Below are 24,932 nucleotides of genomic sequence, written 5' to 3'. Positions count from 1 at the left end.
TTTACACTTGTTCGAGTTTCACCTTGCTACAATTTGGTACATTATTTCATTGTTCAAGCCTGCATTAACACCTTAATGTTAAATACTCTTTTCATTAAGGTTGTTTATTTGTGACTGTTCTAGGTAGTTGCTCACTTGGGCTACGAGTTTTATTTCTAATTAGTGCATTTTGCCTTTCACCAATGGCAAGTAGCACTGATTCTGCGTATTTAGCAGATGAAGGAGTAAGCCTTGGAGTAAGCTTAGGCTATGGTCAGCTCGCCAACCCAGTTTATAAAAAAGACGATATTCCTCTTTATGCCCTACCGCGTATTGAGGTATTTGCCGGTGACTTTTCATTTGCAAATACTCAGTTTGCTTGGACCCCCGTGTGGGGCGATAACTATCAAGTGTCGTTATTCACCCAACTTAATGAGGATGGCCTATATTTTACTAAGCATTCAGCTATATTAGCCGCGGTTAGAACAGCTAGCGGTCGCCCCTCAATGACGCCACCACCACCCGGTTCAGGTGTCGAAACACCAGTGGTGATAAAACGCCGCGGTGATATTACTAAAATATCAAAACGTAAACTGTCGGCCATGAGCGGTATTGAAGCAATCGTTGACTGGCAAAACTGGCGTTTTAGCGCGTATTGGTCAATGGAACTCACCAACTATCACAAAGGGTTACAAGGCGCATTGTCTGCACAGCGCTTGTTTTTATTTGATCAACATCTGGTTTTGCTCGGCGTAGAGTTACAGCATTTAAGTGCTGGTTTAGTGGATTACTACTATGGTAGTGCTTTGCAAGAAATGGGCGCTGGATTTAGCCCTTTTTTAGGTCACTCTAGTCAAAAATACAATCTAAAAGCCAGTTACCAATATCAGTTTAATCAACAATGGCAATTTATAAGCGATATAAAATACCAACGCTTATCATCAGGTATCGCCGATAGCCCCCTTATCAATGACAGCAACTTACTGTCTTTTTATGCTGGCTTTGCATGGAATTTCTAATGATGTTACTTAGCAAGCTTCTCTCATTTTTACTTATCTGTAGCCTCGTATATATCGACAGCACATTCGCAAAAGCAGGCTACATTGAAGTATCACCAGAAAACTGTGTGACGGTAGAGCAAGACTGTGTGATGGATGTCTCGATTAATTGGTACACCGAAGTCAGCAAAACAGTGTGCATTCGCGTTACTGATCAACAAATTAGACTATTCTGCCATAAACCAAGCCAAGGACAGAACTTTGCAATCACAGTGCAAAACAATCGCAACATTGTGTTAGAGCTACTCAGCGAACAGCTCGAACCCTTAGAAAGCACTGAAATTAGTTTATTCCACCAGCACGTAAAAAAACGTCGTCGTGATATCGCATGGAGTATTTTTTGATGAGCCAGCATACTATTTTATACATTGAAGATGATTTAAAACTTGCCCAGCTAGTTTCTAATTATTTAAGTAATCATGGTTATATCATTGAACATTTTGACAGTGGTTGCCATGCTTGTTACCAAGCAAGTAGTAAGAAATACGATTTAATTTTGCTAGATATCGGATTAGGTTCAGAAGATGGTTTTGAGGTATTTAAAGAGCTAAAACAAGCCCAAGATACACCCATTATTTTTATGACTGCAAGGCAGAGCCAAGTCGATCATATCACTGGCCTTGAACTAGGCGCCGATGATTACCTAACCAAACCCGTTTCCCCGTCAATTTTATTAGCGCGAATTAACAATACCATTCGCCGCAGCCTAGCTGTAAAGCCAACAAGTACCACTCACAACGCCCATAACATTCGCTTTGGTTCTTTAAGCATTAATACCATTCAGCGCGAAGCTTACTTGTATAGCCAACCACTTGAACTAACCAGTGCAGAGTTCGAAATACTGATCCAACTAGCTCAATCAGCGGGTCAGTTGGTCAGTCGAGACCAATTATTTGATGGCACCATTGGCCGTAAATACGATGGTCAAAGCCGCACTATCGATGGCCGCATTAGCCGCTTACGCAAAAAGCTCGGTGACGAAGCGGTGCCAGCACAAAAAATTGTAACCGTTTGGGGCAAAGGATATATTTTTTCTCCACAAGCATGGGGGTAATGCAGTTTGCTACGCCTATTTTGCTATTTGTATTTAACGCTAGCAATTTGTCTAGGGAGTGCCGCTTGGTTACTAGAAACCTATTTTCCAACCCCACCGAGTTACAGTACAGAGCAGCAATTAGCAGAGAGTATATTGAGTCTTGCGCCCAATAACCCTGATATTAAACACACACCTCTTGCAAACTTTTACCTTGGTGAACAATTACAGGCATCACTTTTAGCAGGTCAGGTAATTAGTGTTAACGATGCCAATAGCAACCTTTACTTTCATAAGTTAGCTGATGACAGGCACACCTTATTAAGTATTGGCCCCTACAGCCAGCCTGCTGATCAGGGTTATCAGTCTTTAGTGAGCCTACTGTTTTACTCTAGCCTTGCCTTAGCTGTGGTGATTTTTACAGGTCCACTGCTGTTTGACTTAAATAAGCTACGCAAAGCCAGTAGTAAAATATCTAACGCCGACTTTACAGCACAAGTGCACTTCACACGTTTTAGCCTGCTAAAGAGCATTGGCGATACTTTCGATAACATGGCATTAGCGCTTCATAACCGTAATCAAAGCCAGCGTGAATTAATCAATGCTGTTTCCCATGACTTTTTAACGCCTATATCGCGAGCTAAATTCGCCCTCGAAGCAGTCGTTGATAACAATGCTTACCGACACAGTGTGTTGCAAGACATTATTGAACTTGAGCTTTTAGTCGAAGAGTTTTTAACCTATGCCGAGCTCGAACAATGCGAGCCCACCTTGTTAGTGAAAGACTACTGCCCAGAGGAGCTATTACAGCCCTGCATTACAAAGTTTCAAAGCTATAGCCCTTTGGCTATTCGTCTTGACTGCGAATTAACAACAATTTGCGTTGATAAACAAAGCTTTCAACGCTTATTGCAAAACTTACTCGGGAATGCGGTTCGCTTTGCTAAAACGCAAATTCTTATCAAGCTTTCACAATGCAAAAACGGCACTTTGTTAGTGATTGAAGATGATGGTCCGGGGATCCCAGAACACAAGCGCGTTAGCCTTATGCAGCCATTTTCAAAAACCGCTTCGGTGCACCAAACAGGCTACCAAGGTGTTGGCCTAGGCTTATTAATCGTTAAGCAACTGTGCCTATGGAATAACGCAAAATTTAGCTTAGATAACGCACAAACCTTAAGCGGAGCAAGAGCAAGTATCCTATTTAGGCCCATCTTTCCTTTATAGAAATGTATCAATCTGTATCAAAGTGAACCATTTATTCACGCTTTATTGATGAAAACACATACATATTTAACTATTCAGCAAGGTTTTTAAGCGAAAAACCCAATATTTATAGCTTTTCGCCAAAACCGCTCGTTTGTTGGCTAAAAAAGATTTGTTATACCATAACATTTAGTTTGTATTTCAATTCACATAACTACAAGCCAACTTGCTATTCCGCTAGGAATTGCCCCAAAAAAATAAAATCCATGGGAAGTTAGATCACATGTTCAATATGAAAAAAGTATCAGTGATGGTCGCATCTGCACTTTACTTAGGTGTAGGTACGTCTGCTGCTGCGCTAAATGACCAAGTATGGCCAGAACAGCCGGCAGGCTATGCGCCAAAACAAACCGTTAGCAATGAATTTGTGTGGGAAGAAAAGGTTAACAACACAGTTAAAAAACAAAGCCGCGTTTTCACACCAGAGAAAGATGTTAGTGGTATTCAAACTTATATCGTGCAACTAGACGATGCACCAATTTCGACTTACCAAGGTGGTGTTAAAGGGCTTGCGAGCACTAAAGATGTGGTAATGCAGACGCAACAAGCATCAACGCGCTCAACGCTTAATATGACGCAGCCTGTTATTGCAAGCTACGCTAATCACCTAGCAAGTAAGCGCCAATCAGTTGTTAATACAGCAATGAGTCAACAAGGCTTACAACTAAATGTTGAGCGCACATTTAATGTGACATTAAACGGTTTCACCACCAAAATGACACAAGATGAAGCGAAGCGCCTAGCTAAAGTGGCTGGCGTGAAGAAAATCACTCGCTCAAAAATCTACAGCCTAAATACCTTTAATACCATTGAGCAAACAGGTGCTTCTGCACTTTGGAGCGCAAGTGCTAGCCATCCTAGCAGCAACAAAGGTGAAGGCACGGTTGTAGGTATCATAGATACAGGTATCAATACCGATCACCCATCATTCGCAGCAGTAGGCGGCGATGGCTACACTCACACCAACCCACTAGGCGACAAGTACCTAGGTGACTGTGCAACCGCTGAATTTGCTGATCTGTGTAACGACAAGCTAATTGGTGTTTATTCTTATCCTGAGATCACCGCAGCTTATGTGGATTCGGTATTTGAAGAGACTCGCCCAGAAAATGGTGAAGACTATCATAGCCATGGCTCACACGTTGCTGGTACAGCAGCGGGTAATATCCTATACGATATTCCTTACAAACTGACTGAGTATGAAAGCCAATCATCAGGTTTAGAAACCAATGTAACTTTCCCGCAAGTATCTGGTATGGCACCCCATGCCAATATCATTTCATATCAAGTATGTTGGCCGGGTAATTCTGGCGACCCATACGCAGGCTGTCCAACAAGCGCTATTTTAGCTGCCGTTGAACAAGCTGCCATTGATAATGTTGATGTACTTAATGCTTCATTAGGCGGTCTTGAAGAAGATCCATGGAGCGATCCAATTGAGCAAGCGTTCATGAATGCAGCCGAAAGTGGTGTATTTGTCGCTGTAGCGGCAGGTAACAGCGGCCCTGAGTATTCAACGGCCGATCACTCTTCTCCTTGGGTTACCACTGTTGCAGCATATAGTCCTGCAAGCAAAGTTAACTTTGGCAATAAACAACTTAAAAACTTAACTGGTGGTGATAATTCAGCGCCAGGTCCTTTTGAAGGTGCTGGTGTCAACTTTAACGAGTTAACAGGTTTAATTGTTGCTGCGACTGATTTTGAAAATCCGAATGAAAGTTCTAGCTATGCACTTGCTAACTGTGACAAACCATTCCCTGAAGGTACATTTGATTTAGTTGATGATCCTGCAACCGCTATTGACGAAAGCGCACAAGATGTCATTGTGGTATGTAAGCGCAGCTCTTATCCGTTATATTCTAAATCATTAAATGTACAAGCGGGCGGTGCTGAAGGCCTCATCGTGTATAACCAAAGTGCCTTTTATGATCGCTATACTATTCCTTTTATTTCCTACCCAATCCCTACAATACATATTAAAAATGTTGATGGTACAAGCTTACTAGAATGGTTGAGCGTAGGCGACAGCCACGTAGGCACCATTGAAGCAACCGAGGGCACCGTAGACGCAGTGGATAAAGACCGCATTGCTTATTTCTCTGGTCGTGGTCCATCATACTTTGGCTTTGATACTTTACTCGTTGATGTAGCAGCCCCTGGGGTCGATATTTACGCACCATCATCAGACGATCAACCGTTTACAAATAACCCTGCAACTTCAGATTGGCAATCTATGTCTGGTACATCAATGGCGAGCCCACACGTTGCTGGCGCGGCAGCATTGTTAAAACAATCTCATCCTGACTGGTCGCCAATGCAAATTCAATCTGCATTGATGTTAACTGCAAATAATCAGCTAGGAGTTGCTCAATACTTAAACAATTATGCAGACGATGGCTTTGATGCAGCACTTGCTGAAATGGGTGCGGGTAAAATGCAAGTTGAGCGAGCAGATAAAACAGGCTTATTGCTTGATGAAAGTATTGCTAACATGGCTGCTGCAAACCCAAGTCTTGGTGGCCGCGAAAAAGCGTTAAACACGGCTTACATGGTTGATAATGACTGCGGCTTTAAATGTACATTTATCAGAACCTTTACAGCAACTGAAGACGCAAGCTGGACTCTACATACCGAAAATTGGATTGGTAACAGCAAAATAACGGTGGAGCCAAGCAGCTTTGATATCAGGGCTGGCGAAACACAAAGTATCATTGTTACTGTGGAAGCAAGCCAACAAGCAACGCCGCAAGAGTTAATTGATTACACGGGCAATCAAGGTCAAGTCATCATGACTTCTAATAACCCTGAGTCACCGATTCTAGAGATGCCAGTGTGGACATTTGCCGGTGACACCGGTTTACCTGAATTTATTCAAATTGACGCACACCGACGCTCTGCAACAATGAAAATGGGACCTTTCAATACGGGTGAAATAAGCAACTTAACAACACAGTCATACGGCTTAGTAAAAGGCCAAGTTGAAACCGTACACCTATTCAACGACACCACACCAGGCGACCCATTCGATAGCGTTGATGTCGACGGTGAAGCTGTAAACAACAACCACATTCAGTGGACCACTGTACCAGAAGACGCAAAAATGCTGAGCGCCAGTGTTATGAATGAACAATCTCGCGTATTGGTGTTTATGGGTAAAGATAGTAATGGTGATGGCATTGCTTCATTTGAAGAAACACTATGTATGTCAACCAGCTATACACTTACAAACTTCTGTAACATTGTAGACCCTGAAGCAGGTGAATATTTTACTCTGTATATGAACTTGCAAAACTACGATTACAATGAAGTAGATGAAGGAATAGAAGTTTCATTTGCAACCGCAATTACAACCTCTGACAATGGCTCACTTACTGTTACAGGACCAAGTAGCGTAGCAGGTTACGATAGCTTTGAGCTTGACCTTGCATACAATTTACCTGATATGGAAGTAGGAGATATCTACTTCGGTGGCTTTGATATCGGTAGTAATCCAGAAGATATTGGCAATCTTGGTTTTGTACCTGTGATTATCGAACAAGTTGATAAGGACGTTACTTTTACGGCGAGCAAAGAAAAAACATTTGTCGGTGATTTAGTCGACTTTGAAATTAGTGTCATTGCCAATAATGAGGATGAAGCACGTCAATTTGCGCTCAATACAGAATTCCCTAATGGGATCAATATTATACCTGATAGCCTTGTTGCAACACACTCAACGCCTGTTGAACCAGTGTTAGATAACAATATGCTTTCGTTAGTAGGCATACAAGAAACCACAAAAGATGTAGGCCGAAATTATAATATTACTACCAATATCACCGATGAAATGTGCTCATTAACCGCGGCTCATTCGCCTGATCCTCACTATTTAGAGCTAAGAGAACTTGGCTGGCGAACACTTGAGGGAGTTGAAGGTCAATATTACAATGAGTTTGAGTACTCGTTTAAAGAACTAATGAACACAGATCTAGATGTGTCATTTCCATTTTTTAATAAGTATCATTTTGATGCTATAAAGCTCAACCCCGTAGGCTTAGTCACATTTGGTTCGCAAGGTCGCACATCACCATTTCATGTTGACCTACCAGAAGGTTACACTCAGCCGCCTCCGCCGCCATACCTTATCGCTCCTTTCTGGGTTGGTGACAACATGATCCCAGAGCGTGTGGACGGTGGTTATGGTAATTATGATGCCAATGCGGGTATCACCCCTACTTACACAGTTTCACGTGAGTGGTTAGTACTTGAATGGGATAACATTCAACGCAGCAACACCGAAGGTCAACTTATTGATGTAGAGATGTTTATGCGAATGGGGATTGATTATGAACCAGGTGAGTATGAGCTACTATTTGCGTATGACAATATTAATCTAGCCGATGCTCAGGGCTCTATTGGCCTAAAAGCCGCTGATGGCAGAGCCTTCATAAGTGGTGACATACCCATCGATTTAAATATCGGTAACAAGCTAGGCTTTAATAATATGGATGAAGTTTTACACGACGACCTAGTTGTGTGTCTTGACTACACAGGCCCTGAAATCTCTAAGTTTGACGTAAAATTCCAGGCTTATATTGGTGAACAAGCAGCAAACCAAACTCACCAACTAACCTTAGTGAACGGCTTAGAAGGTGCAGATGATGAAACCATCACCCTTGAGCTTGAAGTTATCGGTAACCTAGAAATGGCAGGCTTAACTGATATGTCGGTCGCAGAGAACGAAACGATTAGTTTTGACGTGCTTTATGCTGACGAAAACCAAGTGAGCAACCAAATCGAGGTGTTAGGTGAAAACTTCACTTATGAAGTATCTGGTCACACTTCAGGTAGCACTGTGACTATTACACCTGCGGCGCACTTCCATGGTGATATTGATGTAACAGTAAAGGTTAGCGACAACGTTAACCCAACTGATGCAGCAATGAGCTCATTTGTATTATCAGTGATGTCTGATGGTGAAGAGCTTGGCTGTACTGACAGCTCAGCAACTAACTATGATGAAAACGCTAATACTGACAATGGTAGCTGTACTTTCCCTGAGGCAGTAATCCCAGAGACAGAAATTGAAAAAGACAAGAAATCATCAAGCGGTTCATTCGGCTGGTTACTACTAGCAGTTGCACCACTGATGGCACTTCGTCGTAAAAGATCTCAGATTAACTAAGGACGAGTTAATTAGGATAGTTAAGTAATGCCGATATGTTTAACATATCGGCATTTTTCGTTATAAATACTTTAACCAAGGCTTGTTAGCCTTACGCTTGTATTCACTAAACTTCTTGGTTGGCCAATATAGCCCTATTGCCAACAATAAAGTAATAAACCAAATACCGGATATATCACTGACTCCTAAATATTGTCCTTGATTTGCCCCCCAGATCAGCATGCCTATTTGATACATAAATAGCAGTACATAGAGGTGGAAAATATAAAAGAACATAGGCACAGAGCCATATACACGTAGCGCATTAGTAAAGCGGTTGAGTGGTCTTTCAAATAACCACAAGCCTACAAACATACCTGCTAACGTGATCAACAAAAAGCTCAGTGACGGTGGGTACTTAGTCACATTAAACACCGACATCACGGTTTCGGTTGTGGTGCTAAACGTTTGCCATGGCAAGGTTTCACCATAGATATTAAACCCACGCAGCAGCGCAAATAACCCCACACATAACAGCGCTAACAGCAGCAATGCTCGTTTACGTGAATCCGCCGATTGAGTATGCGCATATAAAGGACCTGCACAGTAACCCAACAAAATTACGCCAATCCAAGGCAGCACTGGGTAGCTAATTTTGACGTCGATTAAACCACCTTGTGATAGATAGCCTCGATCATGCAAAATCGTCCACAGCGAGTAACCAAACTCATCGGGCGTAAAGCTGATTGGCGTCAGTAAGTTATGGCCAAATACAATAACTAAACCAAGCACCAGCAATAGGTTGCGTGGCAGCTTAATCAATGCTGCTAACACCAGCATACAAAGGCCTATCGCCCACATCACTTGCAGCCAAATAGTGTGGTAGTAACCCATCCACGAAAAACAAATTAGGGTCACTTCAAGGGCGATTAAAAAAAGCCCTCGCTTGATTAAAAAGCTGCGTGCTGAGCGCGCTACGCCACTTGCGGGATGACTATAAAGCCACGCCGACAAACCAGTTAAGAAGATAAAGGTTGGCGCACAAAAGTGTGCAGCAAAGCGGCTCCAAAAAAGCCCTGGCGAAGTGGTATCAACCACCATGGGATCGGCCACCTGCATGTGCAAAAAAAACCGCTCTCGCACATGATCAAGTAGCATCAGCAGAATAACGACACCACGCATGATGTCGATACTGTGAATACGGCTTTTAACTTGCTCAGAAGTCATAACTTACGCCAAGTTTAAATTGTGTGGGCGCACCTGGGTAGGCCCACAATGCATTGTAAGAACTGGCGATATACTGCTCATCAAACACGTTATCAACATTCAGTGATACCGTTGTACGTTCAGTCGCTCGCCATTTAGCAAATAAACCAACAGTTTGGTAACTCGGTAATCGGAAGGTAAGATCAGCCGGATCGCCCAAACGGTCAGACACATATTGATAATGACCACCAATCTTTATGTCTTGTGCGAATACACTTAGATCATGGTTTAAGCCAATCGAAAGGTTATTCTTTGGTACGTTCACAAGTGGACTGCCCTTAGGAATTGGCACTAACCAATCAACATTTAGACTGTCTGTTGCAGTCTCGGCATCAACATAAGCATAAGATAGGGTGTACTCGGTATTGTCACCCAATGAACCTGTTAAATCTAACTCAAAACCTGTGCTATTTGCTTTACCTACAGGTATTGAATAACCCACATTTACTGGATCTGCCACCAGCATGTTGCTCTTGCTTGCATCAAAATAAGCAAGCGTACCGCTGATATTGGCGTAGCTAAATTTAACACCCACTTCAAACGAGTCACTTTCTTCAAAACCGAATGGATTACCTTCTGCATCGGTGCCACTCAGTGGTAAAAAGCCTTCTGAATAGCTTGAGTAAAGGTTAATGTCGTCATTAAGTGCGTAAACCACACCAAAACGTGGACTAATGCGGTTTTCTTTGCTGTTTGATGCCACACCAGACTTAGTCTCAAAAATATCTTGTTCAATTTCATCAAAACGCAGACCTAACATCACTTTTAAGTTATCGGTTAGATCTAGTTGGTCTTGCAGGTAAATACCGTAAGCATTTTGCTGTTCGTTATTTTCGTACTGCATGCCCACTTCAGGGCCTTCAGTAGTGCTGTACTCTGGCTCATAAATATCAATGGTGTAAGTGCCATTACCACCACGGTAGCGATAAAGCCCAGTGCGCAGCTCATAGTCGTAACCATCAACACCAATCATTACATGGTTGGTGATACCAGCAACATCAAAGTGGCCGCTTAATTCAAAGCGCAGCGATAAATCATCAGACTCATAGTCACGGTATCTGTGTTGGCGAGTTAAGGTTCTGCCATCATCAAATAATGACTGGCGCGATGGTGACAGCTCAGCATCTGACGAATAACCCGTTAGCGTTGCAGTACGGTAACTGGCACCTAATAACAAGCTCCAAGCTTGGTTTAGATCGTTGCTGTAATTTAATTGATGACCGCGTGAGTGTACCTTGGTTGGTGCATCATTTGGGTTACCTAAAAAGCGTGATTCAGGCACGGTATCAAAATCACCATTTAACACCACAATACCGCGGTCATACATTTGCTGTTGGTCAACATACTCAAACTCATAGGTCAGCGATGAGTTATCGTTGATTTGATAATAAAGCGAAGGCGTAATCACGAATTTGTCGTGGTGCACATAATCTCTAAAGCTATCGCTATCTTGCCATGCGCCATTGATACGAAATGCTAAATCATCGCTTAGACCGTTAGTGTAATCACCTTGAATACGCTTGTGATCATCGCTACCGAACTCAGCTTGAAGTTGCCCTTGCTGATAAAACTGAGGCTTTTTAGTAATAATGTTTACGGTACCACCCGGCTCTGAACGGCCATACAATGCTGAGCCCGGCCCTTTTAATACTTCGATATATTCAATGTTTGATACATCACGCGGGCCTGCAAAGCCGCGTCCACCACTAAAGCCGTTAACTAAGTACCCAGACGGCATATTTTCGTTACCCGACAAACCACGAATTGAATAGCTATCCCACAGCGCGCCACCATTATTCTTGCGAGTAATGCTGGCAGAAAAATCCAGTGCATCACGAAACTTAGTGATACCGTTATCAGTCATCATGTCTTTACTTAATGTGGTGATCGATTGCGGTAAATCTTTTGTTGGAATATCACCACGAAACGCCTGTTTGTGTTCAATGGTGATTGTTTCGATATCGCTGTTATCAGCTGCATGGGTATTCGCTGCAAACGTCGCAGCTAAAGCTAAACTTAGTGTTGAGTACTTCATAAGGTCTGATTGTAGAAATTAAGCAAAATGATTTGTTATAAAATAACATAAATAAAAAATGGGTTATAGTATAACAATGCATTTTATTGCTAATTTTTAACCCGTCATTTTGACTACTGCTTAACACACGACTTCGACAAAAGAGTGAAGCCGTTGCCATGTGCGTTGAGCATTCAGAACAAGCATGCGAGTAAACAATAAAATTGCCATGTAGATACTTGAGCCAATGTCAGCTATTGCCTACAATGGCGCACAATTTATTCAATGCAGATCGCGACTATGACTGATACACAAAAACCAGAATTACCAAACCAACTTTCTATCAACCCACGTAGTAAATTTTATGTGGAAGAAGTTTTCGAGCATGAAATTGGTGTAAAACTTAACGGCAAAGAGCGTTTTGACGTTGAAGAATACAATATCAGCGAAGGCTGGATCAAAATCGCTTCACCAAAAGCGCTTGATCGCCGCGGCCAACCTTTACTATTAAAAGTAAAAGGGACTGTAGAAGTATTCTACAAGTAAATCAGTTTTACTGAACAAGCGTGTTGGTCAATCACTTATTGGCCGACAAGCTTGTATGTAGGGCCTGCTTATAAGCTTCTATTGCGGGAATAAAGGCGGTGATCACCGCTGCAATCGTTATCATCAGCACTAATTCAAGTATCTGCCGATTAAAAAGCTCTCTAATTAAAGTCATCAGTTAAACACTCATTACTCAATTTTATTCTGCAACCTATCGCTGTTCGCTAGGACAAGGGCAGTGTTCATCTACTTTTGTATTACATAAGCGAAAGTTAAGCCAATGCCCTGCAATTACAAATAACGACCCTAATAAGGTCAGCACTTTCTCACCAGCTTCACCAATGATATTTTCGCCTAATACTACAGCCGACAATAATAGAGCAAGACCCACAACCCCCAGTATAAATAATTGATATCGTTTATGTTTTTTACACCCTAAAAATAGCGCTAATAAGCTACTTGGCAACACTGCTGCCAACATCCAAAAATGAAATTGCTCGTTACCTAAACCCAGTGCAGCGGCACTTGGTAATAAAACTAATAATACTGGCACAGCTAAGCAGTGAATCGCACACATAGCTGATAACCCGATGGCAAACTTATCCATCATTAATTGTAATTTCACTGAAAAATTCCTAAAAAATAGAACACATGAATTATAAAAAGTGCATCAAGCAAGTTTAGCTTGGCACTCACTACATACCCCCATCATTTCAAATTGCTTTGTTTGTGAGGTAAAGCCCACATCAGCAAAGTGAGGGAAAAGCTTTGCAACATCACTTTGTGAAACCGCTAAAGTCTCAACTTTTTGGCAATGACGGCAAATCAAAAACAAAGAAATCTCACGCTTAAAAACCTCACTGTCGGTACCGTAAGCGATATATTTGTTAGCACTATTAAGCCTGCGAACAAGGTTTACCGACTCCAAAAAGCTCAAGATTCGATAAACAGACATAACAGATACACTAGAGCTTGTGCGCAGCTTGTAGCAACTGGCCAACTCGTATGCTGATAGCGGCACGTCTGTGGTTAGTAATATTTGCAGTATCTGCTTGCGCTGAACGGTGAATTTTCTGCCATGCTCAAGGCAAACCTGCTTTGCTTTATTAAGTGTGCTGGTTAATCGCTGTTTATTCATGCGGCCACTCAATATAAGGCTTTGTTGCAGTCAGCTCTGCTATACCTTGCGCTTGCTCTGTGATCCACTGCGCCTCGATAACAGATATGGCTTCAGTCCATGCAAATAGAGTCACAGTGACTTTAGAAACGGGCTTATCACAGCTAAACGAGTATTCAACTTCAAGGTCTTGATGTGCATGATGAGTGTGATGCTCAAATGGGTTTTCAAATTTAGCATGAATAAGCTTACATTCGGCGTTAAATGTTACTAACTGCTTTGAATTTGCTAATTGGGCTAATGTTTTTTTAATGACTTGCTTTTGTTCAGCTGTTTCGGGTTGATGTTCAAAGCCAAAAATATCTCCAGCCGGTAAAATGAACTTAACCTGCCACTTATCTTGATCATGAACCACAAAAAGCACTCCCTCACCATGTGAATGGTGATGGTGTTGATGCCCTTGAGCTGAAAAAATACATCCAACCATAAAGCACAGCACTGCTAATTTTGCTGCTTTCATAACCCGAACCACTCCATTTACCTCACTATAAATATGCTGTTACAAAAAAGAATAAAACTCATTCATCGATTCACACTTGATACATTATAACAATTAAAGCACAATTGATACATTATAACGTACTAAAAGAGTGGTAACTAATGAATAACATATCAAAAATAGCTGTCGTCATAGCGACGTTATTACCAGCCAGTGTCTTGGCGCAGTCAATCAAAGGCGTTGTGTTAAATAACCAAGGTAAAGCGGTTGCAAATGCCACTGTTGACCTTGAAGGCTCTGATCAAAAAGTAACAACCAACGACAAAGGTGAGTTTGAAATCAGCGGCTTAAATAACGGCTTAAAAGAGCTGCATATTTCAGCGCCAGGTTATGCTCACTTACACCGTGATATCACGCTTGCCAATGACCAAGACCATAGCGCAACCTTTAATCTGAAGCGCTCACCGATTGAAGTGATTGATGTTGAAGCAACGCCGATTCATATGTCAGCGATGGAATCTGCCTCACCAGTTAGTGTGTTATCAGGCGAACAATTAAGACGCCAACAAGCATCAACGCTTGGCGATAGCCTCGAAAAACTACCGGGCGTTAACACAAACTTTCATGCCAAGGTTGCCAGTACCCCTGTGATCCGTGGTTTAAGCGGCCCACGTGTTTTAATTACGCAAAATGGCTTAGATGTCAGTGATGTGTCACGTGTTGGTCCTGACCACTCAGTGGCATCTGAAGCATCAACGGCGCAGCAAATAGAAGTATTACGTGGCCCAGCAACTCTATTTTATGGCAGCGGTGCAATTGGTGGTGTCGTCAACGTAGTTGATAGTCGAGTACCAACAGATAGCACAACACGCGGTGAGTGGAACCTAGAACATAACTCTGTAGATGAGCAAAAAGTTGCTTCGTTTAATGCTACCACAGGGACAGAGTCATTTGCTTTTTATGCTGATGCATTCTGGCGTGAATCAGACGATTACGAAGTACCTGTTGCCGCCGATATTGACGACACAGAGCACAGCTCAAAATACGTAGTAGAAAACAGTAATGAAGACTCAGATGGCTTTACTTTAGGCACTAGCTATTTATTTGAGCAAGGTTACCTTGGTGTTGCGGTTGAGCAGTTTAACCGCCAATACGGTATTCCTGGCCATACTCATGGTGAAGAAGAAGAGCATGAAGGACATGACCATGAAGAGGAGCACAGCGAAGAAGAAGCCGTTTTTGCTGATCTTGAACAAACCAAAGTTCAGCTGCTTGGTGAATACAATATCGACAGTGAATGGCTAAGCAAAATTAACTTACGTGCGGGCCACACTGACTACGAACACGCTGAAATCGAACACGGCGTAGTAGGCACAACCTTCAAAAACGAAACCAATGAGCTGCGCGTTGACATTCTGCATAGCCAATTTGATGAGTGGAATGGTGGCGTTAGCTTTCATTACAAAAAAAGTGATGTAGAAGCACAAGGCTCTGAAGCCTTCACCCCTCCGTCTGTTACTGAAAGTATTGCTTTTGCAATTATGGAAGAAAAGCATTTTGGCGATTTTTTAGTGCAATTAGGTGGCCGTGTTGAGCGAGTTACTATTGATGCTAACAATGTACTTTTACCAGACATTGGCGCCCATGCACATGATGAAGACGGTGATGAGCACGACCATGATCATGGACACGAAGAATCAAACTACACACGTGTATTTGATGTCGCCCAAGAGTTTACACCGGTCAGTTTATCAACAGGTGTGGTATGGGATTTTACACCGGGTTATAACCTAGGTTTATCGGTATCGCGTTCTGAGCGTGCTCCGTCTGCTTCTGAGCTGTTATCTTTTGGCCCACACATTGGTACTGCAACTTATGAAGTTGGTGCGCTATTCGACACTCATGATGGTCATTTTGAGCTATCAGAAGAGGCTATCGATTTAGAAACAGCAAATAATATCGACCTGACATTCCGTAAAACCGAAGGTGATATTGGCTTTATCTTCAATGCGTTTTACAACCAAGTAGATAACTATTATTACCAGGTCAACACAGGCCTATACGCAGAAAGTGGCCATGATCACGACCATGGCGATGAACATGCTCACGAAGATGAGCACGATCATTCATCTGAGCTACCTGTTTATTTATTTAAAACAGATGACGTGGTTTTACATGGTTTTGAAGCGCAAGTTGCTTGGCAGTTAACCGACGAATTTAAAGTCGACTTATTCTCTGATTATGTCCGCGCGCGCCTAAAAGACGGCGGAGATTTACCGCGTACTCCACCACTGCGTTTTGGTACTGAGTTTAGCTATCAAACCGAAAACCTAACGGCAAATATTCACGTTACGCGCTACCAAGAACAAGACCGCATAGCACAAGAAGAAACCACAACAGACGGCTATACCCTTGTTGATGCCAGTATTTCTTATGACTTATCGGTATTGAACCAAGACGTCTCACTTTACCTAAAAGGCACTAACTTAACGGACACAGAAGCCCGCGTTCATAGCTCATTTTTAAAAGATATAGCACCACGTCCAGGGCGTAGTTTTGCGCTTGGTGTTCGCGGCTACTTCTAAAACAAAATTACAAATAAAGGAAACTTACATGACACACTTATTTAGATTAAAACTATTGGCACTGGCAATTAGTAGCACCCTGATCACCGCATGTGGTGATGCAGAAACAAATATTGTTGAGAAAGATCCTATTGAGGTTCCAGACGACGGTGGTGATGACCATGATCACGATCATGACGATGGCTATACCATTGACTCAATGGGTCGTTTAGCGGTTTTAGCAGCAGATAGCAACGAAGCGAATATTTTTGATTTAGATGACGACTCGTTACTAGAAACGTTTTCGCTTACTCATGAATCAAGCTCACTAAATGTTTCACCAAGCTACCGTTATGCGGTTATTGCTAACCGTAACCAAGATTACTTAGGTTTTATCGATGGCGGTTTATGGCGTGAAGATCATGGCGAGCATTTACATGACTATAAACAAGGTCCAGCATTTAGTGACTACGAGCTAACAACTGGCAGCCGCCCTACTCACATCGTTAAACATGATGGCCAAATGGCCGTGTTTTACGATGGTAATGCCGACGCAGGTACAGTTGCCTCAGTAGAAGTGTTAACTGATAACGATATTACAAACGAAACAGAGACGCTTGCAGGTATTCAGTACGACATCAATATGCACGGTGTTGCAGAGCCTCGTGGCGAGCACCTAGTTGCAACATTGCGTCGTGCGGATAGCGAAAGCACTTCAAACGCTAAAATCCTGCCGGATCAAGTGGGTGTTTTCCACCTTCATGACGGTGAATATGAGCTTGAACAAACATTTGAAGTTACTTGCCCAGATTTACACGGTGCAGCGCAAAACCATGATTATGTAGCATTTGGTTGTGGTGACGGTGTACTGGTAGCCCACCAGCATGATGATGAATATCATGCAGAAAAAATCGCAAATATAGATGCGCTAGGTGATACACGTATTGGCACATTATATGGCCATGAAGGTAGCGAAAGCTTCATTGCAATTGCATCAGGTGTATTTGTAAGTATCAATCCAAGCGAAGCTGAAATGGAAGTACTTGAGTGGCAGCTTGATGAAGGCGCAAGTGCAGTATCTTACTCATTCTCAGCAAGCGGAGAGCACTTTTTAGTGCTTGATAGCTTAGGCTTTTTAAACGTGCTTGAAGCTCATGAGCACGACGGCCACATGCACTGGGAGCTTGCCGGTAAAGTAGATATCACTGAAGAAGACGTAACAACGATGCCAGAGGGCATGAACTTCAGCATGACTGTGTCACAAAATAGTGAGTTTGCTTACGTTGCTGACCCTATCGCTCAGCACGTACTAAAAGTACATATCGAAGATCTTGAAATTGAAGGTGATCTTGAACTGACTTTTGCACCAAGCGCTATCACTTGGTTAGGTATTGCAGAAGAAAGTGACGATCACGACCACTAAGAAGTTATGTTTTATGGTATGACATAGCTCGCAAAGGTTGGCATTTAGTGCCAACCTTTTTTTATTCATATTTTGTAACAGACTTTCATCGCAACTGCATCGCTATTTAAAACTGAATAGTTATGATGTAACAGTTCCCAAAATAGGATGTAATCCCATGAAAAAACTAACAACGTTGGCACTGGCCATGGCTGCGACACTGGCGCCTTGGGCATCAGCTTACGAAACTAAAGACACGCGCTTACTGCGCTTTCCAGATATTCATAACCAAAACGTTACCTTTGTGTACGGTGGCGATATTTACATTGCTAATACGCAAACTGGCGAGAGCAAACGCTTAACCGACCATATTGGCTTTGAAACCTTCCCTAAGTTTTCACCTGACGGTAAACGCATTGCCTTTGCAGCCGAGTACAATGGCAGCCGCCAAATTTATGTCATTAACAGCGATGGTTCTGGCTTAAAACAACTGACTTACTACAACGATGTTGGCCCAATGCCACCACGCGGCGGTTTTGATTATCGTGTTCTCGATTGGACACCAGATGGCAAAAATGTGGTATTTCGTGCTAACCGCACACCGTGGGGTAAACGTATGGGTCGTCCATACATGGTGCCTGCTGACGGTGGCCTTGAGCAGCCTCTGGCTATTCCAGAAACCGGTGGCGGCATGCTTTCGCCAGATGGTAGTAAATATGTTTACACGCCAATTGACCGTGAATTTCGTACTTGGAAGCGTACCCGTGGCGGTCGTGCACAAGATGTCTGGGTTTACGATCTAAAAAACAATACCTCAGAGCAGCTAACCAGTAACCGCGCTACCGATCAGCAACCAACTTGGGTTGGCGACAACATTTACTTTGTATCTGACCGTGATTACACCCTTAACCTGTATCAATACCAAAAAGGCGCTGAGCCGAAAAAACTAACCAACCATAAAGACTTTGACGTACTGTGGCCATCAGCTGGCCCAAATGCCGTTGTTTATGAAAACGGTGGTTACCTTTACCGCTTTGATCCAAAAACTCAAAAAAGCAGCAAGCTGAGCATTAACATTGCTGGTGTGCGTCAATACGCAATGCCGTACACAAAAAATGTGAGTGACTTTATCGACTCAATGTCGATTTCTCATGATGGTAAGCGTGCACTCTTTACTGCCCGCGGTGAGCTATTTAGCGTACCGGTTAAACAAGGCCCAACACGTAACTTATCTTACACAGCAAAAGGCCGCGAAATTGACGCAAGTTGGTCGCCAAATGGCCGTTATATTGCTTATATGAGCGATGAAAGTGGCGAATACGAAATTTACTTAAAAGATCGCAGTAAAAATAATGCCACCAAGCAGCTAACCAGCAACGGCACTATTTGGCGTTTTACGCCAATTTGGTCACCAGATAGCTCAAAACTGTTATTTGCAGATAAAAACCACACACTCTGGTGGATAGATGCAAAGTCAGGAAAACAACACAAAATTGATACCAGCATCTACGATGAAGAAGGCATTCGCCAATATACTTGGTCGCCAAATAGCGAAGACATTGTGTATGTGAAAAACAATGAAAACCGCTATGCCTCACTGTGGCACTACAATGTTGATAAAAAGAAAGTGACTCGCTTAACGGATGAAATGACCAATGAGCAAAACCCAACTTTCTCTCCTGATGGTCAATACCTGTATTTTAGTTCTGAGCGCGACTTTAACTTAGCCTTTAGCAGCTACGAGTTTGACTACATGTTTAATCGTGCAACGCGTATTTATGCCGCAGCCGTAAATGACAGCATCAAACCACTTATCGCACTACAAAGTGATGAAACAGCGATCGTCAGCGATAAACAAAAAGATGACGACAAGAAAGCGAAAAATAGCCTGCAAAGCAGTGACTTTATGCAGCGTGTAACCGCTTTAAATGCGCCAGCTGGAGATTATCGTGGTTTAACGGCAGTAAAAGGTGGCGTGCTAACACTGGCTAATGGTGGCCTACAATTGATAGGCACAGCTCACGACAGCGAGCTTGAAACCGTGGCTAAAGGGGTTCGTAGTTATACTATTTCGAGCAACGGTGAACACCTGTTAGTACATGCGGGTAACGATTACAGCTTAATTGAGCCTAAAGCAAAACAAGACCTAGCAGCGAATAAGCTAGATCTTAGTAACATGACCTTAAAAATTGAGCCACAAATTGAATGGCAGCAAATGTATGTTGAAGGCTGGCGTACATTACGTGATTGGTTCTACGATGAAAACCATCACGGCCAAGATTGGGACGCAATTTTAGCCAAGTATCAACCTATGGCTGATGCAATCTCACACCGTAGTGACCTAGATTACATTCTCAGTGAAATCGCAGGTGAAATTAACTCAGGCCACATTTATGTGCAGTCGGGCGATATGCCAAAAGCAGAGCGTAAAAAGCACGGCTTATTGGGTGCAAAACTTGCCAGCGATCCATCTGGATACGTAAAAATTGAGCAAATCTTCCAAGGTGAAAACTGGCATGAAGACTTCCGCTCACCACTTGGCACAACAGGGGTAAAAGCACATAACGGCGACTACATCATTGCCGTAAATGGCCGCTCAGTAAAAGACGTAGCTAACTTCTACGAACTACTAGAGAACACTCAAGGTGAGCAAGTTGAGTTAGTTCTTAACAGTAAGCCGCGCAGCAAAGGTGCATGGCAAGTTACCGTTAAGCCTGTCTCCAGCGAGCAAGGTTTGCGTTATTTAGACTGGGTTAACTCTCGTGCAGCCTACGTTGATAAGCTATCAAATGGCCGTATTGGTTATGTTCACTTACCAAATACAGCCTACGAAGGTAACCGCGCCATGTTCAAAAACTACATGCCGCAAACCATCAAAGACGCCATGATTATTGATGACCGATACAATGGCGGTGGCTTTATTCCTGAGCACATGATCACTTGGCTTGCTCGTAAACCGCTTAACTACTGGAAGCGCCGCGGTGTTGAGCCTACGAAAACACCACAATTTGCTCATGATGGTCCAAAAGCCATGCTGATCAATGGTTACTCAAGTTCTGGCGGTGATGCTATTCCTTACTACTTCCGCCAAGCGGGGTTAGGTAAGCTTATTGGTACCCGTACTTGGGGTGGATTAATTGGTATTTCGGGTAACCCAAGCCTTGTCGATGGCGGCCAAGTTATCGCGGCAACATTCCGCATTTTAGATAACGATGGCAACTGGATCATCGAAAACGAAGGTGTCACTCCAGATATCAAGGTTGTTGACCGCCCAGAGTTAATCTACCAAGGTAAAGATCCATCGATTGAACGTGCCGTAGAAGAGCTATTAAAAGAGCTAAAAGACAACCCGAAAAAGCCACTCACCGTGCCACCAGCACCGACTGACTTTTAATTCTTAACTGGTTGTTAAAAAGCAAAAAACCCCGCAGCAATGCGGGGTTTATTTTTACTAAATATCTAATATTCAAACTTGTATATACAAACTAATACACATTACTTGTTCTAAATTTTTGGTGCAGTTTAATATTTATCCAAACTAACACAACGTGAAAAATGTGCAATTAAGCGCCTATGGGTTGTCATCTAGAGAAAATTTGAGCAATCTAAAAATGCCTTAAAAATAATAACAAGAGTGACTGCAAGGTTACTCAAAAAGGATACAGCTCATGTTAGCAGCGCAGCTGAACTACCAAAAGCGATTGATGCCGCCTTCTGCGGTGAGTGCGAAAACGGTGCCGGGCATTACTGTCGCGGTGACTGTGGTTAAAAACGTTAATGGTGATAACAGTGCAGATGTATTTGCGCTTACCCTACAAACCCTAAGCTATTATCACCAAGACCATTGATTTGTTTAAGGCAGCTTAATTATAGCTGCCCTTGTAACCTCGTTTTTGTCTCTTTTAAGTAATCTGGGTAGGGATAAGAGTCATCGGCAACAGCGATTGCAGCCTCAATTTGAACTAATGCTTGGCGAACATTACCTTGCATTTCATAGCCATATGACAAAGCTGACAGTGCATACGCTGATTTAGGGTAGTTTTTGATATTGTACTTAAACACCTCAATAGCCCGCTCAAATTGCTGGTTATCCGTTAAGCTGTAACCCAGCATCCTAACAGCGCGGTCTGGTGGCGCTATTTGCTCGCCCCATTGCTGAGATAAACGTTGATAATAGGCATCAATTGATGAAACATCATCGCCCAATGCACTCAAAGGCATATGTTTAGATAAAAATAAGCCATGGTACGCATTAAATGCCCCTGCGGCTGAGGTTAGGTTATGCGAAACACCTGCAAAGGCATCGCTCTTAAAGCGCAGATTTTGCACCTTACTATTTTGCATCGTTTGCTGCATATCATCGTATCTTTCGCGCATAATGCCGGCTTCTTCGCCGATATTCATATAAACATAGTTGTTAATGCTTTTGGCTTTAGTAACAAAGGTATTTAGACTTTTAGCCGGGGCGCCATAGTTCCACCATACCGCAGGGCTATAAGCAATGTGCGCTTGAAATAACTCAGGGTCAGCCTGCATAGCATAAAGAGCAAATACACCCGCAGCTGAGGCTCCTGCAATAACTCTATAATCATGAGTACGATACTGTTTATTAACCAAAGGCATCAGTTCTTGCTCTACAAAAGCTAAAAACTTTGCTGCACCACCGCCTTCGCCAACAGGCCCTTGTGGCTCTTTGTTCACTGTAGGATAAAAATCCCGAAGTCGATTAGTGCTTTCAATCGCAACTACAATCACCTCTGGCGCTTGATCATTTTGTTGTAAGCGTTCAAGCACAGCATTAATCAATGGTAAATTACCGGCCCCATCTAAACGATAAATAACGGGATATCTTTTGTTTGGATGTGTTTGATAGCTTTTTGGCAATTGCACAACGACAGTGCGTTGCTCACTAAGATTACTTGATTCGATAGTATGCGTATGTTGGCTGTAATGTGTAACCGCATCATCTGCAGCTGGTTCAGCCATTACAAGACTAGTACAGAGTAAAAAACCACTAATACAGAGTAACTTAAATAGTCGCACGACTTATCCTTAAGAAATATTGGTAATTTTTTAAGCTAACAGAATTACTGGTACAAAAAAAGGCGCATATTGCGCCTTAATAAAAATAAAACTCTTAACTTACTCAACCGTTACCGATTTTGCTAGGTTTCGAGGTTGGTCTACGTCGGTGCCTTTAATAACCGCAACATAGTATGAAAGCAGCTGTAACGGAATTGTATATACAACTGGAGCAATCACGTCATCTACATGGTTTACGTTGATTACACGCATTGTTTCGTCAGATTCAAACGCTGAGTCTTTGTCTGCGAATACATAGATAATACCGCCACGGGCACGTACTTCTTCTACGTTTGATTTAAGCTTTTCTAGTAGTTCATTGTTTGGTGCCACAACAATGATTGGCATGTCGGCATCAATCAACGCAAGAGGACCATGCTTAAGCTCACCCGCTGCGTATGCTTCGGCGTGAATATATGAAATTTCTTTCAGCTTAAGCGCACCTTCCATCGCGATTGGGTACTGTGAACCACGACCTAAAAACAATGAGTGGTGCTTGTCAGCGAATTCTTCAGCTAAATCTTCAATACCCTCAGCAAGCAATAATGCTTCTTCTAACTTGTTAGGAAGTGTTTTAATTGCATTTACAATCGCACCTTGCTCTAAGCCTTTTTCTTGCGCAATCGAAGCCGTTAGCATTAGTAAGCCAACAAGTTGTGTGGTGAAGGCTTTAGTTGATGCAACACCAATTTCAGCACCGGCTTTAGTCATAAAGGCTAAATCTGATTCACGTACTAACGATGAACCCGGTACGTTACAAATGGTCATTGACGCCATGTAACCTTGCTGTTTTGCAAGACGAAGTGCAGCTAGCGTATCGGCTGTTTCACCAGACTGTGAAATGGTCACAAGTAAACTGTTTTCATGTACAAATGATTCGCGGTAACGGAACTCAGAGGCAATCTCAACGTTACAGCTCACGCCTGCAAACTGTTCAAGCCAGTAACGCGCAACCATACCTGAGTGGTATGAAGTACCACAGGCAATAATTTGCACGTGTTTTACGTCTTTAAAGATTTGCTGAGCACTTTCGCCAAAGGCATCAATCGCTACAGTGTCATTAACTAAACGGCCATCAAGGGTGTTACGTACAGCAAGCGGCTGCTCGTAAATTTCTTTCAGCATGTAGTGACGATATTCGCCTTTACCTGATGCATCTTGCGTAATGTTTGATTCAATCACTTCGCGTTCAACTGCATCACCATTTGCATCAAAGATTTCTACACTGTCACGGGTAATACGAGCAACATCACCTTCTTCAAGGTAAATAAACGTACGTGTAACAGGTAATAGAGCAAGTTGGTCAGAGGCAATAAAGTTTTCGCCAAGACCTAAACCAATCACCAGTGGGCTACCTGAGCGCGCTACGATGATTTCGTTGTCGTTCGCTTTATCAAAAACAACCGTACCAAATGCACCTTCAAACTGCTTCACAGCAGCCTGTACTGCAGCTAAAAGCGTATCGTGTTGTTGGCGAAGTTGGTGAATAAGGTGCACCATTACTTCAGTGTCTGTTTCTGATAAAAACTCATAACCGTCGCCTTTAAGCGCATCACGTAGGCTGGCATGATTTTCGATAATACCGTTATGAACAAGGGCAATTTCGCTATTCGAAACATGTGGGTGAGCATTCGCTTCAGTTACGCCACCATGAGTTGCCCAGCGCGTATGCGCGATACCAGTAGTACCATTAACTGCTGCATCGTTAAGTGCCGCTTCAAGGTTAGCAACCTTACCCACTGCTTTTACAGTGTTAAGCTCAGTACCTTTAAGTAAAGCCACACCAGCTGAGTCATAGCCACGGTATTCAAGGCGTTTAAGGCCTTCAACAAGAATTTTATTTACTGGGCGTTCTGCAATAGCCCCAACGATTCCACACATAATTTCTCCTTTTGCACATGCCAAAGCGTTCTACTTTGGGCGGTATGTGTTGTCATAAATGATGCGTAATAAGGTGTTGTCG

At 42.7% G+C, this 24,932-nt stretch carries 18 protein-coding genes; 10 read left to right on the top strand and 8 right to left on the bottom strand.

Annotated elements, in window-relative coordinates; all coding sequences use genetic code 11:
- Positions 1 to 110 precede the first annotated feature (110 nt).
- The 5 genes from AOG27_RS06795 (at position 111) to AOG27_RS21905 (ending at position 8,500) form a co-directional block, all read left to right on the top strand.
- Entirely contained in the window at positions 111 to 998 is an 888-nt protein-coding gene (locus tag AOG27_RS06795) for a MipA/OmpV family protein (RefSeq protein WP_054552265.1), read from the top strand.
- Positions 998 to 1,381 carry a DUF3019 domain-containing protein gene (locus tag AOG27_RS06790; protein WP_054552264.1) on the top strand — a complete coding sequence of 128 codons (384 nt, stop codon included), beginning with the start codon at positions 998 to 1,000 and terminating at the stop codon, positions 1,379 to 1,381. The genes AOG27_RS06795 and AOG27_RS06790 overlap by 1 nt, the downstream gene beginning before the upstream one ends.
- A complete protein-coding gene (locus AOG27_RS06785; protein ID WP_054552263.1) occupies positions 1,381 to 2,091 on the top strand; it encodes a response regulator transcription factor in 711 nt (236 codons plus the stop codon). The genes AOG27_RS06790 and AOG27_RS06785 overlap by 1 nt, the downstream gene beginning before the upstream one ends.
- A 6-nt stretch (positions 2,092 to 2,097) precedes the next feature.
- Positions 2,098 to 3,297, top strand: coding sequence for an ATP-binding protein (locus AOG27_RS06780; protein WP_152967121.1), 1,200 nt, complete (start codon positions 2,098 to 2,100; stop codon positions 3,295 to 3,297).
- 262 nt (positions 3,298 to 3,559) lie between these two features.
- Complete coding sequence (locus tag AOG27_RS21905; RefSeq protein WP_054552261.1) at positions 3,560 to 8,500, top strand: S8 family serine peptidase; 4,941 nt, start codon at positions 3,560 to 3,562, stop codon at positions 8,498 to 8,500.
- Between the two features lie 60 nt (positions 8,501 to 8,560).
- Here the strand turns inward: AOG27_RS21905 and AOG27_RS06770 are convergent, their stop codons facing one another.
- Both AOG27_RS06770 and AOG27_RS06765 read right to left on the bottom strand, forming a co-directional pair.
- On the bottom strand, positions 8,561 to 9,706 hold the full coding sequence (locus AOG27_RS06770; protein WP_054552260.1) for a DUF1624 domain-containing protein: 1,146 nt from the start codon (positions 9,704 to 9,706) through the stop codon (positions 8,561 to 8,563).
- Positions 9,696 to 11,780 carry a TonB-dependent siderophore receptor gene (locus AOG27_RS06765; RefSeq protein ID WP_054552259.1) on the bottom strand — a complete coding sequence of 695 codons (2,085 nt, stop codon included), beginning with the start codon at positions 11,778 to 11,780 and terminating at the stop codon, positions 9,696 to 9,698. Before AOG27_RS06765 ends, AOG27_RS06770 begins: the two co-directional genes overlap by 11 nt.
- Before the next feature lie 279 nt (positions 11,781 to 12,059).
- Between AOG27_RS06765 and AOG27_RS06760 the strand changes: the two genes are divergently transcribed.
- A complete protein-coding gene (locus tag AOG27_RS06760; protein WP_171040424.1) occupies positions 12,060 to 12,305 on the top strand; it encodes a DUF3297 family protein in 246 nt (81 codons plus the stop codon).
- A gap of 31 nt (positions 12,306 to 12,336) precedes the next feature.
- Here AOG27_RS06760 and AOG27_RS21505 read toward each other — a convergent pair whose 3' ends face one another.
- From AOG27_RS21505 to AOG27_RS06745, 4 genes are read right to left on the bottom strand one after another with little or no spacing between them, the layout of a single operon-like run.
- On the bottom strand, positions 12,337 to 12,480 hold the full coding sequence (locus AOG27_RS21505) for a hypothetical protein (RefSeq protein WP_161804344.1): 144 nt from the start codon (positions 12,478 to 12,480) through the stop codon (positions 12,337 to 12,339).
- A gap of 36 nt (positions 12,481 to 12,516) precedes the next feature.
- Positions 12,517 to 12,915, bottom strand: a complete 399-nt coding sequence (locus tag AOG27_RS06755) for a MerC domain-containing protein (protein WP_054552550.1) — start codon at positions 12,913 to 12,915, stop codon at positions 12,517 to 12,519.
- A gap of 60 nt (positions 12,916 to 12,975) precedes the next feature.
- A complete protein-coding gene (locus tag AOG27_RS06750) occupies positions 12,976 to 13,443 on the bottom strand; it encodes a Fur family transcriptional regulator (RefSeq protein WP_054552257.1) in 468 nt (155 codons plus the stop codon).
- A complete protein-coding gene (locus AOG27_RS06745; protein ID WP_054552256.1) occupies positions 13,436 to 13,942 on the bottom strand; it encodes a ZrgA family zinc uptake protein in 507 nt (168 codons plus the stop codon). The genes AOG27_RS06750 and AOG27_RS06745 overlap by 8 nt, the downstream gene beginning before the upstream one ends.
- A gap of 140 nt (positions 13,943 to 14,082) precedes the next feature.
- On the opposite strand from AOG27_RS06745, the gene AOG27_RS06740 reads away from it, so the two are divergent.
- The 4 genes from AOG27_RS06740 to AOG27_RS06725 all read left to right on the top strand — a co-directional run bounded on the left by AOG27_RS06740 (position 14,083) and on the right by AOG27_RS06725 (position 21,735).
- Positions 14,083 to 16,506, top strand: a complete 2,424-nt coding sequence (locus tag AOG27_RS06740; protein WP_054552255.1) for a TonB-dependent receptor — start codon at positions 14,083 to 14,085, stop codon at positions 16,504 to 16,506.
- Between the two features lie 28 nt (positions 16,507 to 16,534).
- Positions 16,535 to 17,908 (top strand): hypothetical protein, encoded by a 1,374-nt coding sequence (locus AOG27_RS06735; RefSeq protein WP_054552254.1) that lies wholly within the window; start codon positions 16,535 to 16,537, stop codon positions 17,906 to 17,908.
- A gap of 157 nt (positions 17,909 to 18,065) precedes the next feature.
- Entirely contained in the window at positions 18,066 to 21,281 is a 3,216-nt protein-coding gene (locus AOG27_RS06730; RefSeq protein ID WP_082389220.1) for a S41 family peptidase, read from the top strand.
- A 274-nt stretch (positions 21,282 to 21,555) separates the two neighbouring features.
- Complete coding sequence (locus AOG27_RS06725; protein WP_054552253.1) at positions 21,556 to 21,735, top strand: hypothetical protein; 180 nt, start codon at positions 21,556 to 21,558, stop codon at positions 21,733 to 21,735.
- A gap of 19 nt (positions 21,736 to 21,754) precedes the next feature.
- Here the strand turns inward: AOG27_RS06725 and AOG27_RS06720 are convergent, their stop codons facing one another.
- Together AOG27_RS06720 and glmS are read right to left on the bottom strand one after the other, a co-directional pair.
- A complete protein-coding gene (locus tag AOG27_RS06720; protein ID WP_152967128.1) occupies positions 21,755 to 22,873 on the bottom strand; it encodes an alpha/beta hydrolase in 1,119 nt (372 codons plus the stop codon).
- A gap of 156 nt (positions 22,874 to 23,029) precedes the next feature.
- On the bottom strand, positions 23,030 to 24,850 hold the full coding sequence (gene glmS, locus AOG27_RS06715) for a glutamine--fructose-6-phosphate transaminase (isomerizing) (RefSeq protein ID WP_054552251.1): 1,821 nt from the start codon (positions 24,848 to 24,850) through the stop codon (positions 23,030 to 23,032).
- Positions 24,851 to 24,932: the final 82 nt, after the last annotated feature.

This window comes from Pseudoalteromonas lipolytica, from assembly GCF_001306915.1.
Lineage (GTDB): Bacteria > Pseudomonadota > Gammaproteobacteria > Enterobacterales > Alteromonadaceae > Pseudoalteromonas > Pseudoalteromonas simplex.
Note: the sequence above shows the minus strand (reverse complement) of the source record. Positions and strands in the feature narration are given on the sequence as shown.